Origin of the sequence: Rufibacter roseolus (assembly GCF_017916365.1) — a bacterium.
Classification (GTDB): domain Bacteria; phylum Bacteroidota; class Bacteroidia; order Cytophagales; family Hymenobacteraceae; genus Nibribacter; species Nibribacter roseolus.
In genome coordinates, this window is sequence record NZ_JAFMSU010000002.1 from 1136011 (window position 1) to 1150189 (window position 14179).

The 14179-nt window shown below is 51.5% G+C and carries 9 protein-coding genes; 7 read left to right on the plus strand and 2 right to left on the minus strand.

Translation table 11 applies throughout. The features are described 5' to 3' along the window. Window positions 1–441: 441 nt before the first annotated feature. From J3P35_RS13725 to J3P35_RS13735, 3 genes are all read left to right on the plus strand, one after another. On the plus strand, window positions 442–1419 hold the full coding sequence (locus J3P35_RS13725) for an ROK family protein (protein WP_210465149.1): 978 nt from the start codon (window positions 442–444) through the stop codon (window positions 1417–1419). Between the two features lie 475 nt (window positions 1420–1894). After that, window positions 1895–3547 (plus strand): tail fiber domain-containing protein, encoded by a 1653-nt coding sequence (locus J3P35_RS13730; RefSeq protein ID WP_210465150.1) that lies wholly within the window; start codon window positions 1895–1897, stop codon window positions 3545–3547. A 132-nt stretch (window positions 3548–3679) separates the two neighbouring features. Further along, window positions 3680–5197: a tail fiber domain-containing protein gene (locus J3P35_RS13735; RefSeq protein WP_210465151.1), complete on the plus strand. Its 1518-nt coding sequence runs from the start codon at window positions 3680–3682 to the stop codon at window positions 5195–5197. Between the two features lie 239 nt (window positions 5198–5436). On the opposite strand, the gene J3P35_RS13740 is transcribed toward J3P35_RS13735, so the two are convergent. Next, window positions 5437–6681, minus strand: coding sequence for a family 1 glycosylhydrolase (locus tag J3P35_RS13740; protein WP_210465152.1), 1245 nt, complete (start codon window positions 6679–6681; stop codon window positions 5437–5439). A gap of 255 nt (window positions 6682–6936) precedes the next feature. Between J3P35_RS13740 and J3P35_RS13745 the strand changes: the two genes are divergently transcribed. Continuing rightward, window positions 6937–7137 carry a hypothetical protein gene (locus J3P35_RS13745; protein WP_210465153.1) on the plus strand — a complete coding sequence of 67 codons (201 nt, stop codon included), beginning with the start codon at window positions 6937–6939 and terminating at the stop codon, window positions 7135–7137. 89 nt (window positions 7138–7226) lie between these two features. Here J3P35_RS13745 and J3P35_RS13750 read toward each other — a convergent pair whose 3' ends face one another. After that, window positions 7227–8381 carry an alpha/beta hydrolase gene (locus tag J3P35_RS13750; RefSeq protein ID WP_210465154.1) on the minus strand — a complete coding sequence of 385 codons (1155 nt, stop codon included), beginning with the start codon at window positions 8379–8381 and terminating at the stop codon, window positions 7227–7229. Window positions 8382–8756: 375 nt separating this feature from the next. On the opposite strand from J3P35_RS13750, the gene J3P35_RS13755 reads away from it, so the two are divergent. The 3 genes from J3P35_RS13755 (at window position 8757) to J3P35_RS13765 (ending at window position 14015) form a co-directional block, all read left to right on the plus strand. Continuing rightward, on the plus strand, window positions 8757–10667 hold the full coding sequence (locus tag J3P35_RS13755) for a glycoside hydrolase family 13 protein (RefSeq protein WP_210465155.1): 1911 nt from the start codon (window positions 8757–8759) through the stop codon (window positions 10665–10667). Window positions 10668–10706: 39 nt separating this feature from the next. Beyond that, window positions 10707–11369 (plus strand): beta-phosphoglucomutase, encoded by a 663-nt coding sequence (pgmB, locus tag J3P35_RS13760; protein WP_210465156.1) that lies wholly within the window; start codon window positions 10707–10709, stop codon window positions 11367–11369. A 327-nt stretch (window positions 11370–11696) separates the two neighbouring features. Continuing rightward, a complete protein-coding gene (locus tag J3P35_RS13765; RefSeq protein WP_210465157.1) occupies window positions 11697–14015 on the plus strand; it encodes a glycoside hydrolase family 65 protein in 2319 nt (772 codons plus the stop codon). Window positions 14016–14179 lie beyond the last annotated feature (164 nt).

Below are 14179 nucleotides of genomic sequence, written 5' to 3' on the forward strand. Positions count from 1 at the left end.
ACCATACGCTCCGGACCTGCCGTTTCAAGATGCGTCTGATACAAGAATGACCGGAGGAAGAATGGCGATTTTAAGGATTTTGCGCTACTTTCCTTAAGTCAGAACTATCCTTTGATCTTCACATGTAAAGCCCTCTTTGCGGGAAAAGGCCATTAAACAAGGACGCCTGACCTAAGGCATAACAACCCCTCGTTCGGTAATAAAAGGCAGAGAATAGCGCGTGCAAAATTTACCATTTGATAGAATCACAGCGTATTTTAAAGCCCGACAAAAGAAATCAGGCAATCTGCCGTAAACTAAGCTGATAAAATGGGCTGGTCAGGGCGAATATTTGGCAAAATGAAGGTTTATTCTTAAGTTTCCACCCTATTAGAAATTTAACCGCACGACTACCCTTTTGTACCTCGTGCCTTTTACCCGCACCAATCTCTACTAACTCTCATGAAGGACGTAATTTTAGGCATTGACATCGGTGGTACGAACACCAAGTTTGGCTTTATTGACCGCGATGGCATCATTTTAACCCAAGGCGAGCTCCCAACCACTGAGGGAGAGACCGTACATGATTTCCTGCGCATCCTCTACAGCGAGGTGCAAACCAAGTTCAAGAAAATTGAAGACGAAGCCAACGTCATTGGTGTAGGTGTAGGCGCCCCTAACGGCAACTTCTATACAGGTACCATTGAGAATGCACCCAACCTGAAATGGCATGGTTCAGTGCCGTTGGTGGAGTTGCTTAATTCTTACTTCAAGCTTCCTATCTACCTTACCAATGACGCCAACGCAGCCGCTATTGGTGAGATGATCTACGGCGGTGCCAAAGACATGAAGAACTTCGTGGTGGTAACCCTGGGTACAGGTTTGGGTAGCGGTATTGTGGTGAACGGAGAGTTGGTGTACGGCCATGACGGCAACGCCGGTGAGTTGGGCCACACCCTGGTGAACGTGAAAGGCAGCGGCCGTGTTTGCGGTTGCGGACGTCGCGGATGCCTGGAGACCTACGTTTCTGCCACCGGTATCAAACGCACTGTTTACAAATTCTTAGCAGACTACACAGATTACAGCGAACTGCGCGGCGTAAGCTTCAACGACCTCAACGCCGAGATGATCACCCAGGCGGCCAAACGCGGAGACAAAATCGCGATTGACTGCTTTGAGTACACCGGCAAAGTGCTGGGCATGAAACTAGCCGATACCGTGGCGCACCTGAGCCCCGAGGCGATCTTCCTCTTCGGTGGTCTGACCCGCGCCGAGGAGTTCCTGTTTGACCCGGTTCGTTACCACATGGAGAAAAACCTCCTGAGCATTTTCAAAGGCAAAGTGAAAATCTTGCCTTCTGGCTTAGGTTTAAGCAATACGGCGGTAATGGGCGCAGCAGCCCTTGCCTGGAAAGAACTGGAGCGCGTGCCTGTGGCCTAACTCTACTTCATTTTCCACAAACAAAAAGCCCGAAGGTGTTCCCTTCGGGCTTTTTGTTTGTCCGCCAATTCACATACCTAAAACGAACTCCTTTATAATTCTTATTTCCCTTATGAAAACCTAAAAACACACACGAAACAGGCTAAATTATAAAGCTTGCTCATTGCTTTCGGCTGGATAAAAAAGTACCTTAGGTTAATCAAGACCCAGCCGGTTCTTCTTTAGTAAGAAACATCCACCTGCGCTCCTGATCCAAAAGGTTTCTGCTACATGGGAACCACAGCCTCGGCCCGTGAGATAGGCAAATCCCTTCCAAGTTGACCAGCTGTCCTCCGGTTTTCTGGAGCTTTTAGCCTTATTCCTTTATTAAGGTTCTCCCATCCCCCCCTGTAAAGCTTTTTGGTCTCTGAAAACCTATCAAGCTTTCCTGTTCCTTCCTATCCTAGGCTATTCACTTCATAACTTATTAAGGATCATGAAGAAGTTAGTACTATTCCTCCTCGTTTTTTCCTGTACCATCTGGAATGCCACCGCTCAGAACACGGCTCCTAACTGGAGCCTGGCAGGAAACAGCAACGCAGGCACCGCAAAGCTAGGTACCACCAACGGAGTTCACCTTCGCTTCTTCACCAACAACAAGGAGCGGATGCGTCTGACTGCCTCGGGGCTGGTGGGCATTGGCACTACTACCCCAACAGCCAAGCTGCAAGTAAACAGCGGCCCTACCCTGGACCCGTTAAGGGTATTGGTAAATAACTCCACCAAGCTGCTGGCGAGCCGCAACGGCGGACTCAGCGTGGGCTTTTCCGCCACCCCGCCAGCCAATGGCCTGTTGGTGGATGGCAACGTAGGCATCGGGATCACCTCCCCAGACCCCAGTACCAAAATGCACATCTCAGCCGTGGCCGGGGGAACCAACAGCACTGGCCTCTATACCATTGGGAACTTGTATGGCCTGCGCGCCGCGGCAGCGGCTACTTCCGGAATTGGGTTAACAGCCCAGAGTGGGTCGTTAGGGATTGGCATTTTCAGCCGGGGCGACAGTATTGGCATAGATTCTCAAGGCCAACACATTGGGCTCAGGGCTCAGAGTACTGATATCTACGGAGTTGGAATATATAGTATTGGCGGATACCCTAACGGCACAGGTATTTTTTCCAGGGCCGGGTTTATGGGGATTGATGTGAGTGCGGACAGTTATGGCATCAATAGCTATAGCCCACATATTGGGGTTCTCAGTACTGGTGACAATGTGGGCGTGCAGGCTTACAGTGCTTTTGGCAGAGCCGTTCAGGGGGATAGTGAAGTAGGATACGGCGGTTATTTTGACTCTAATTACGGGACGGGAATCTATGCCACCTCTAAATTCAGCACTTATGCGGGCATCTTCCAGGGGGACGTTTTTATTTCCGGCTCCGTTACGATGAGCGATGGAAGCATGAAGCGGAACGTGCAGGAGGTAGGTACAGCCATCGAGATCATTAACAAACTGAAACCTGTGCAATACGAGTTCAGCCAGGCTGGCCAATATGCCCGGTTGAATCTGCCAAAGGGAAGCCATTTTGGGTTAGTGGCTCAGGACGTAGAGAAGGTACTGCCCTACTTGGTCAAAGAGGCCCAACTCATCGTGCCGGATCCGGGTAAGACAAACAACGGCGTCCCTAAGGAAAAAACCGCCCAAAAGACAGAACTGAAGGACACCAAAACAGAAACCATTAACGTGAAAGGAATCAACTACACTGAGTTGGTTCCCTTGCTCATCAAAGCCCTGCAGGAACAACAACAAACCATCACTACACTTACCGAAAGGGTTACCCAACTGGAAGCCGGCTCCGGAACAGGCGGCAAAAGCTCCCTTGGTCCTAAGGCTACTGGCATCCTGCTGGAGCAGAACCAACCTAACCCCGTTGACCAGTCTACCACCTTCCGGTACAGCATACCAGTTGGCGCCACGGCCCAGATTCACGTTTATGAGGCGAATTCCGGGAAACTACTCAAAACTATACCCGCCCCCGCCAATGGGAAAGTACAAATGAATGCCAGCGACTTGCCTAGTGGTAATTACGTCTACACCTTGACCGTGAACGGAAAACTGGCCGCCTCCAAACACATGATGGTATACCGGTAAAATCCGGTTTTAAATCAAGCACAAACTCCAATTCCCCAATGGTCCTTCTACCCTCCTGTAAAGCCTGGGCTTTTTCCAGGCTTTCTTGTCGTCACGCGTTTTCAGTTCTCTTTTTTTAAATGACCTAAAAACATGAAGAAGGTTATACTTTTAATTTCCACGTTGTTCCTCCTCTCTGAGTCAACCGCGCAGAACACTGCTCCTTATTGGAGCCTGGCCGGTAACAGCAACGCAGGCACCGCAAAACTGGGCACTACCAACGGAGTTCACCTCCGGCTTTACACGAACAACAATGAACGAGTGAGAATTACGGCCCTTGGGCTGGTTGGCATTGGCACTACTACCCCAACCACCAAGCTGCAGGTCAACAGCGCAGCCGGCCAGGATCCGGTTGGTGTGTTGGTGAATAATGTTACTAAATTTAAGGTACATAGAAACGGCGGATTAAGCGTTGGTTTCAACAATACTCCCCCAAACAATGGCTTATATGTAAACGGTAAGGTAAATATCGGCACCTCCGTCTTTTCTCCTATCCATAAACTCCAGGTAGTGAATGACACCGCCTTTGGCTCGGGTATATTCACCAGCGGTCATGCCATTGGCCTAGAGGCAGAGGCGACAAACCTTTTCGGGACGGCTGTTTATGGAAAAGCGCGCACGGGGGTTGAGGGCCAGGGATCCCAGGAGATAGGGTCTTACGGCGTGGTGGGCCAATCTGGATTTGTTGGCGTGGCTGGATACGCAGAACAATTTGGAGTACTTGGCTCCAGCGATGATGGCCATGGAGTGGAAGGATTCAGTGTAAACAGCTTTGCCGGTAACTTCGTGTCAAATTCTGGCAACGGTGTCTATGCAACTACTTTAAACGGTCAGTTTGCCGCAGTCATTGATGGCGACGTTTTCCTCTCCAACACCTTTAAGGCAAGTGACGGGAACATCAAGAAAAATATGCAGCCGGTTGGTGATGCCATCACCCTCTTAAACAAGTTAAAACCCGTGCAATATGAGTTCAGGAAAGACGGACAATACGCCAAGCTTCACTTACCCCAGGGGAGCCATTACGGGTTAGTGGCCCAGGATGTAGAAAAGGTTCTGCCCGATCTAGTAAAAGATGCACCAATCTACCTTCATGACCGGAGCGAGGAAAACAACAGGTTTACCGCCGAAGGCAAAATCTCCAAAAACATAGAAGCGAAAGACATCCAAAAGGAAAGCATCAATTTGAAAGGTGTGAACTACACCGAGCTGATTCCCTTGCTGATAAAGGCGGTGCAGGAGCAACAGCAGACCCTAGAGGAACAACGGCAAACCATAACTTTTCTCTCCCAAAGGGTGGCCCAACTGGAGTCCACAACTGGAGCAGAGAATAAAAGTGCCCTGGGTTCAAACAACCCAGGTATTCTGCTGGAACAGAACCAGCCTAACCCAGTAGACCAGATCACCACCTTCCGGTACAGCATACCGGTTGGCGCCACGGGCCAGATTCATGTTTATGAGTCGAATTCCGGAAAACTAGTGAAAACCATTCAGGCTCCCACAACGGGCACAGCGCAGATGAATGCCCGAGACTTACCTGCCGGAAACTACGTTTACACACTAACGGTCAACGGGAAAATAGCTGCCTCCAAACACATGATGGTCACCCGGTAAAACCAATCATCTTTATAACAAAAGCAAAGGGTGATCTTTTCAGATCAGCCTTTGCTTTTGGTTCATCACGAAGTACATCATGTAAATGTTCGTTCACCTGAAAGGAGATTTCTTTAACCTTCTCATTTGGGCTTAACCATCGGTCCCTGGCTTAAATTCTTATAAACTGATCCGAGACTAACGGTCAGAGGTGAGAGTTTAAAGGTTAGTTTTAAGAAAAAAGTATTGAACCCTGTTTCTTAGTGCCAGTTCTTGTCGGGTTTCTTCTTCAGGCGTTTGGCGGCGTCTATGACGTCCTGCAGTTCTACGGGATCGTTGAAAGGGTCTTCGTCCAGTTGGGTGACGCGGTTAAGTTCTTTCTGCCAGCGGCGCAGTTCCCGGATGTAAGGTTCGCATTCCACCCGCCTCAATTCATCGTTGTGTAATTCAAGGTCGCAGATGCCGTTGTGCAGCCACTCGCCGGTGTGCCAGTCGGGCATGTCTACCGCCGGGAACAGGCAGATGCCATGCAGATCTATACCGGCTTCCACGGCCGCCAAAGACTCATCCATGACATCGCGGAGCCAGTCTTCCCGCCCGTCTTTCAGCCCGCTGGTCTCCCCAATGATCATGGGGCGTTTGTAGCGGTCATACACCCAGTGCATTAGTTCGCAAAGCGGTTTGATGCGGTCATCATCGGGCGGAAGCGCGGCATGAGGCCCCTGCTCCCGGTACTCCATCTGTCCGAAGGAGTAGTTGTTGGCGCCTACGATGTCCAGGGTCTCGGGAGAACCACCTAGCTCGGGATGTTCTTTGCCGCAGATGATGTCCCAGGCCAGGAAAGTGTCTACATAAGTTTCGTGGTGGGCTGCCTCCTTCAGATCGGGACGGTCTTTGGGTGCCACCACCTGCACCAGGGGATCAATATGGATCATGCGGGCCTCCGGAATCACTTCTCTGATGGCCTTTACTCCGGCAATGGCAGCTTTGCAGAGCGCCACCCTCAGTTTAAAGCGGTCTTCCTTCGTTTTCTTATAAGGCGCTACCCAGCCCCACTCGCCGGCGCAGAAAGAGAAAAATGTGATCTCGTTGATGGGCGTAAAGAAGTACGGTGGGGGCAATTTGTCAACAACGTATTCGGCGGCTGCCCGGCAATAAGAAGCAAAGCGTTGGGTGAAAGTATCGGTGAAAGGATCCAGGTCATCGGGGTAGCCGTAGTGGCAGAGATCCCATATGGGCAAAATCTTGTGCTGTTGCATGGCCGCAATCATGGGATCTATAGCCGAGAAATCATACGTTCCAGCCTTATCCACCATAGGCCAGGGAATGCCTTCCCGCGAGACCGCAATCCCCAGTCGCCGCAGCAGTTCATAATCACTATGGGCAAACCTGTCATGCTGCGTCTCCTCTACAAGGTTGCGGCGTCCTTTGTCTTTCCACAGGAAAGTGGAGCATTCAAATCCGGAGATGAAGAAGGTGGGGAAGATACCGGGTCGCTTTGCCATAGTATAGATAAACTCAGAATTTACCTAAAGGTTCTAAGCTGCCCGGGGCTGCCTTAATCAGGTTGAAAGGATTTCAAAATGGGAAAGCACTTAGGTTTACCTATCACAGTTTGAAAACTTTATGACCGCTTGCTGGGATGGATTCGACGCCATCTCAGCGTCGCCGGAAGGCTACTCCTACCCAAGCCCGATTATTCCGTACAAAGATTTAAAACTTCTAATATTTAGAAAAAACGTGCCTAAAACATAACCCCTATGAAAAAGACCATCTTCACCAACCTACTGGCCCTTACGCTGGTAGGTGGCATCTTTACTGCCTGCGGCGAGAAAGCCCCCGCCGAGAAAACCGGCACTACCAACACCGAAGACATGGTAGAAGGCGCGGACGGCGGCCTGGACTCCTTGAACCTGCCAGACTCCTCCGCCACCACTACCACCGGAGGTGACCAGCAGTAACCGCTCATGAAAATCCCTGCTGCTTTTAGGCCGATTTACAAAATAGAGCCCAAGAACAGCAGGGATTGCTTTATCCTTTCACCAAGATGCTACCTGGAAAAAAGCCAGGAGAAAACCTTGGGAAACTCCCGTCTCCAGTAAGACTCCTTGTGTTCACCGTCTGCGTGTACTTCATAGACAAAGGCAGAGGACTTGAGTCCCTGTTTCACCAAAAGGTCTCGCATGCGGGCCATGTCCGGGACCATCTCCTTGCTTTCCTTGGCTCCGGCTACCAGGTATACCTTCAGGTCCTTGGCAGGCTTTGTTTTTGCGGCATAATCAAAGAACTCGGGTGAAACCCAGAAAGCGGGAGAAAACACGCCGGCTCTCCCAAATACCTCAGGATGTTTAAGGGCCGCGTACAACGAGATCAACCCACCCATAGAACTACCTGCCACGCCGGTGTTCTCTTTTTCTGGTTTGGTGCGGTAATGCGCATCAATGTAAGGCTTCAAGGTTTGGGCCAGGAAATCAACGTAGGCATCGCCTTTGCCACCGCCGTATTTGGCGTTGCGCCATGGCGTGTACTCGTTCATCCGCTCCTCACCGCCGTTGTCCACTGCCACTACAATCACCTCTTTGCCCTGGGTCTTGAACAGCTCATTCAAAGATTCGTCCACGCCCCACTCGCCGCTGTAGGAATAGAAAGCGTCAAACACGTTCTGGCCGTCGTGCATGTACAACACGGGGTACTTCTTACCAGAGGTAGCGTAATCAGGGGGCAGGTACAGCCATACGCGGCGCGATTTCTTCAACTGCGGCATCCAGAATTCATTGCTCAGAACCTGGACGTTAGAAGCGGCGGTATGCGCCTTAGCCGGCGAGGCGAAATTGTCCTGCCAGTTCTCTACTTCTATGCGTATAGTGTCTTTCGCGGCTTTGGCTTTATAGGCCCGGTTGCCGCGGCCCGCTCCGTTGGCAAGGGTCTCTCCTTTCTCCCAGCTTCCCCGGGTGATCTTGTACTCCAGTTCTCCCTCGCCCTGGGGCAAGGTAAGGTAGAAACGGTTATTGGCGGCTTTCTTGAAGGCAAACGCCGGATTGCGCGGATTCCAGTTGTTAGGGTTGCCGGCCAGGAAGAGCGTATCCGTGGCTGGGGTCTTCTCCGGCACCTTCCTGATCTCAATAGTCACCTGAGCTTCAGCCTGAAAGACCAATGAGGTGAGGGGTAGCAGCAGGCCAAGCTTCAGGCCTGTAGATTTTTTCATAATTAGCATTTTTAAATCTAGGAAATCGATTTCTTAATTAAAAAAGCGTAGATTTACCTCCATGATTTTACAATATTAACAATACTATCCTATAAAGCTACCATTCTTTGGTCCAAACCAGGAAGAACTTACCTCTCCGGTATAGATTTTTGGCTGAGATTGAAGCCCTTGTAGATGGATAAAGATTGTACCTGGTTGTAAAAATCTCTGCCGAAGCAAGTCAAAGCAAGGTGTTTCAGGATCGTTTTTCCCCAAAGGCACTTAAAACAGGACGGAGCCGAAAGGTAAATTGAGGCTTGCTTTACAGTAGGAAATCCAACATTGAATTGCCAAGGCGCTCAATTTGGCGTCTCTATAAATCTGATAATGAATATAATGAAGCATTCTCCCCTCTCCCTTGCATTTGCCAAAGGGCTTGCTTTGCTAAGCGTTTTACTTCTTTCCTTCTCCGCCCAGGCCCAGCAGAAAGCCGCCATCACCCGGGTAGACCCCACTAACTGGTGGGTAGGCATGAAAAACCAAAATCTTCAATTGTTGGTGTACGGCCCAAACGCGGGTACACTTAACTATTCAATCGATTACCCTGGGGTAGAGCTGGTGAAATCGCAGAAGGTGGAGAACCCCAACTATGCTTTCCTGGACCTTACCATTGCGGCGTCTACCAAGCCGGGTTCCTTTAACATAACGGGCCAGAACGGCAAACAGAAACTCACCCGCAAGTACGAACTCAAAGCCCGTAACCAGGAACCCAAAGGCCAGGGTCTGACCTCCGCCGATTTCATTTACCTGGTGCTGCCTGATCGCTTCTCCAACGGAGATCCTAAAAACGACAAGTTCAAAGACCTCGCCGATCCGAAAGCCGACCGCAGCAACCCCTTCCTGCGCCACGGCGGCGACATCCAGGGCATCCAGAACCACCTCAACTATTTCCAGGAACTGGGGGTCACGGCCTTGTGGCTGAACCCGGTAATTGAAAACAACCAGCCTTTGACAGATGAAGGCGGCCAGATGCGGAGCGCCTACCACGGCTACGCCTTCACGGATCATTACGCCGTTGACAAGCGCCTGGGCGGGAACGAAGTGTACAGAAAATTTGTGCAGGCGGCCCATGCCAAAGGCCTCAAGGTAGTGCAGGATGCGGTTTACAACCACGTGGGCATCAACCACTGGTTTATCAAAGACCAACCGTCCAAAGATTGGGTACACCAGTTCCCGGCCTACACCAACACCTCGCACAAGTTCCAGCCCATCATTGACCCTAACGGGTCTAAGGCAGACTGGACCGTGATGATGAACGGTTGGTTCACCCCTTTTATGCCCGACCTGAACCAGAACAACCCTCTGGTGGCCAATTACCTCATCCAGAATGCGATCTGGGTAGTGGAGAATTTCGGGATTGATGCCTGGCGCATTGACACCTACATGTACAATGACGACCAGTTCATGAACGCCTGCAACCAGGCCCTGCTGGACGAGTATCCCAACATTCACATCTTCGGGGAGTCTTGGGTCAACAACGTGGTTGCGCAGTCTCGTTTTACCCGCAACAACATCAACTTCCCATTCAAAAGCAACCAGCCCGGCACCCTGGACTTTGTGCTGTTCAATGGCATAAATGACGCCCTGAACCAAAAGTTCGGCTGGGACGAAGGCGTGAGCAAAGTACACCAGATCCTGGCGCAGGACGCCGTGTACGAGAACCCCATGAAACTGGTCACTTTCCTGGACAATCATGACATGAACCGCTACTTCTCCGTCATTGGGGAAGATTTTGACAAGTACAAGATGGGCCTGACCTGGCTTCTCACTACCCGCGGCATCCCGTCGCTTTACTATGGCACCGAGATCCTGATGAAGAACTTCAAAGACCCATCAGACGCTGAGGTGCGCCGTGATTTCCCCGGTGGTTTCGCCGGCGACAAGGAAAACAAGTTCACCGCCACAGGCCGCAATGCACGCGAGAACGAAGCCTTCAACTTTGTGAAGAAACTGGCCACTTACCGTAAGAACACCCCGGCCTTGCACTCGGGCAAGCTCATGCAGTTTGTACCCCAGGACGGACTGTACGTGTACTTCCGCTATGATGAAAGCAAAACTATCATGGTGGCCACCAACACCACTGACAAAGAAGTGGATATGAAAACCGATCGCTTCGCTGAACGCCTTAACGGATTCACCAAAGGAAAGAATATTTTAACCTATGCCCCTCTTGCCAGCCTGGCTTCCATTAAGGTACCGGCCAAGACGGCCATCGTAGTAGAACTACAAAAGCAATCTAATCTATAACCACATTTCCCACCATCCGGGGAAAACGAACATACACTTATGAGCACCATCAAAGCTTGCCTTCTTGACTTAGACGGAGTACTAGTTGACACCGCAGTATACCATTTTAAAGCCTGGCGCCAACTGGCCCAAACCCTGGGTATCGATTTCACCGAGCACGACAATGAGCGCCTCAAAGGTGTGAGCCGCGTGCGTTCTCTGGAGATCATCCTGGAGATTGGCAACCAGACCATGGAACAGGAGAAAATGCTGGCGCTTTGCGAGCAGAAAAACACCGAGTACCTCCTGGATGTGGCCAAAATGACCCCAGACGAGATCCTGCCCGGCGTGGTGGATTTCCTTAAGGCCCTCAAAGCCGAAGGCATCAAAATAGCCTTGGGATCGGCGAGCAAAAACGCGCAACTCATCCTAGAGCGCACAAATCTGCTCCCCTACTTTGATGCCATCATTGACGGTCGCCACGTGGTGAACGGCAAGCCCCACCCAGAAGTATTCCTGAAAGGCGCCGAGGCTTTGGGGGTGCAGCCCTCAGAATGCGTGGTGTTTGAAGACGCCGTAGCCGGCGTGGAAGCCGCTAAAAACGGTGGCATGCTCTGCGTTGGCGTAGGCCAACCCGAGGTGCTAACGCAGGCCGACATCGTGGTGAAAGACATGACCGAGATGACGGTTGAGCGCCTGCATGCCCTGGAGCAGAAAGCCTAACTAGTTTTAGGGCTGTTTTGAAGAAAAGGCCCGCAAAAAAATAATTATTGTCCCGCATTTCGTCCCCCTTTGAAGGGGGTTGGGGGATGACAAGGCCGTTGGAAGAACCGAAATGCTACATCCACAAAACACTACAAAATGATTCTCGGGAACGCCATGATCTGCACGAGTAATCATCCCCCTACCCCCTTCAAAGGGGGACGATAAAGTACCTAAAAAGTGAATGTATTTAGAGGCTGTTTTCCAAAAATCAGCTTCTAAACAGATATACAGAAAAGAGAAAAATAAGTCCTGATACGTGAGTCTTGATACTTGATACGAACTATTATGAAACAATATCTTACCGTTGACGAGTGGTCCATCATTGAAGAAGGGTTCCATCCACACTATAACCAGATTTCCGAGAGCGTTTTCAGCTTAGGCAACGGCCGCATGGGCCAGCGCGCCAACTTTGAGGAGGCGTTCACCGGCGAAACGCTGCAGGGTAATTACGTGGCCGGCGTATACTACCCAGACAAAACCCGCGTGGGCTGGTGGAAAAACGGCTACCCAGAGTACTTCGCCAAGGTACTGAATGCTGCCAACTGGATCGGCATTGACGTGCAGGTAGATGGCGAAACTTTGGATTTAAACCAATGCCAGGTTTTAGATTTCCGCCGCGAGCTGAACATGCGCGAAGGTTGGCTCGAGCGCCGCTTCACTGCCCAGCTCGCCAGCGGCAAGCAGGTGCGCGTGGAAGCCAAGCGCTTCACCAGCATCGTGGATGATGAAGTAGGCGCCATCCGCTACAGCATCACTCCGCTGAACTTCAACGGCACGCTTACCCTCACTCCCTACGTGGACGCCGATATCAAAAACGCCGACTCCAACTACGATGAGAAGTTCTGGAACGAGGTTCTGCAGGAGGCGCAGCCCACCGAAGGCTACGTGATCGCTGAGACCAAGAAGACCTTCTTCCACGTGTGCACCGGCCAGAAGTTCTTAGTGACGCAGAACGGCCAGGAAATAGCCGTGCAGGCAACTCCTGAGGAGCGTACCAAATACGTGGCTTCCACTTTTGAGCTCCCGGTTTCTGAAAACCAGGAGACGGTGCTGTATAAGTTCGCGGCTAACCTTTCCTCTGAGAACCACGCCAAGGTAAACCTGCTGGAAAACACCAAACAGGTGCTGGCTGGCGCCGTAGCTAAAGGCTTTGAGCAGATGCTGCAGGAGCAGGCTGCCGCCTGGGCCGCCAAGTGGGAAGAAAGCGACATCATGATTGAGGGCGATGCCACTGCGCAACAGGGTATCCGCTTCAACATCTTCCAACTGAACCAGACCTATACCGGCGAGGATGAGCGCCTGAACATCGGGCCAAAAGGCTTTACCGGCGAGAAATACGGCGGAACCACCTACTGGGACACAGAGGCGTACTGCCTGCCTTTCTACCTGGCCACCGCCGATCCGCAGGTAGCCCGTAACCTTTTGGTGTACCGCTACAAGCACCTGGAGAAAGCCATCGAGAACGCCGAGAAGCTGGGCTTCACCGGCGGCGCGGCCCTGTACCCAATGGTGACCATCAACGGAGAGGAGTGCCACAACGAGTGGGAAATCACCTTTGAGGAAATCCACCGCAATGGCGCCATCGCGCACGCAATTTATGACTACATCCGTTACACCGGCGATGACAGCTATCTGGCCGAGTACGGTCTTGAAGTACTTGTGGGTATCTCCCGTTTCTGGGCGCAGCGCGTGAACTGGTCGGCGGCCAAAAACCAGTACGTGATGTTGGGCGTGACCGGACCGAACGAGTACGAGAACAACGTCAACAACAACTGGTACACCAGCACCATCGCCACCTGGACCCTGGAATACACGCTCAAGGCGCTGCAGCACGTGCAGAACGCAGATTCAGCTCGTTTTCAGGAATTGGTGCAGAAAATGAACCTGGATGTTGCGAGTGAAACAGAGAAATGGCAGCACGTGATTGACAACATGTACTACGCCGAGGACAAAGACCTGGGCGTGTTTCTGCAGCAAGACGGCTTCCTGGACAAAGAGCAGACGCTGGTGAAAGACCTTTCGGCCGAGGACCGACCGTTGAACCAGAAATGGTCCTGGGATAGAATCCTGCGCTCGGTGTTCATCAAACAGGCCGATGTGCTGCAAGGCATCTACCTCTTCGAGGACCGGTATGATCTGGAGACAATCCGCAGAAACTATGACTTCTACGAGCCGCGTACCGTACATGAGTCTTCTCTCTCGCCATGTGTGCACTCCATCCTGGCTGCCAAGTTAGGAGATGAGGAACGCGCCTACGAGTTCTACCTCCGCACCGCCCGCCTTGACCTGGACGACTACAACAACGACACTGAGGACGGTTGCCACATCACCTCCATGGCCGGTACCTGGATGTCGGTGGTGCAGGGTTTCGGAGGCATGCGCGTACGCGATAACCAACTGCATTTCAATCCGTTCATCCCCGCCGGTTGGACTTCTTATTCATTTAAGATCCGTTTCCGTGGGCACCTACTCAACATCAAGGTCACCAAGGAACACGTGATCATTGAGAACGCTTCGCCGGAGACCATCACCTTGAACGTGTTTGACCAGCCGCAGACCATTGAGGCGAATGCCAAAGGGGAGTTTGCCCACCAATTGGTATAGTCCCAAAGCCGCTCCCACCCAATCGGGAGCGGCTTTCCCTTTTGGGCCTGTTTTTGCGGGAACAACCTGAAAACAGGAGTCCCTGCGTTTTACCTTCAAATGAGTCTTTTCACACGACCTTAGCTACGTGATACAAGAACAAACCAAACGACCTCTCCTTTCCC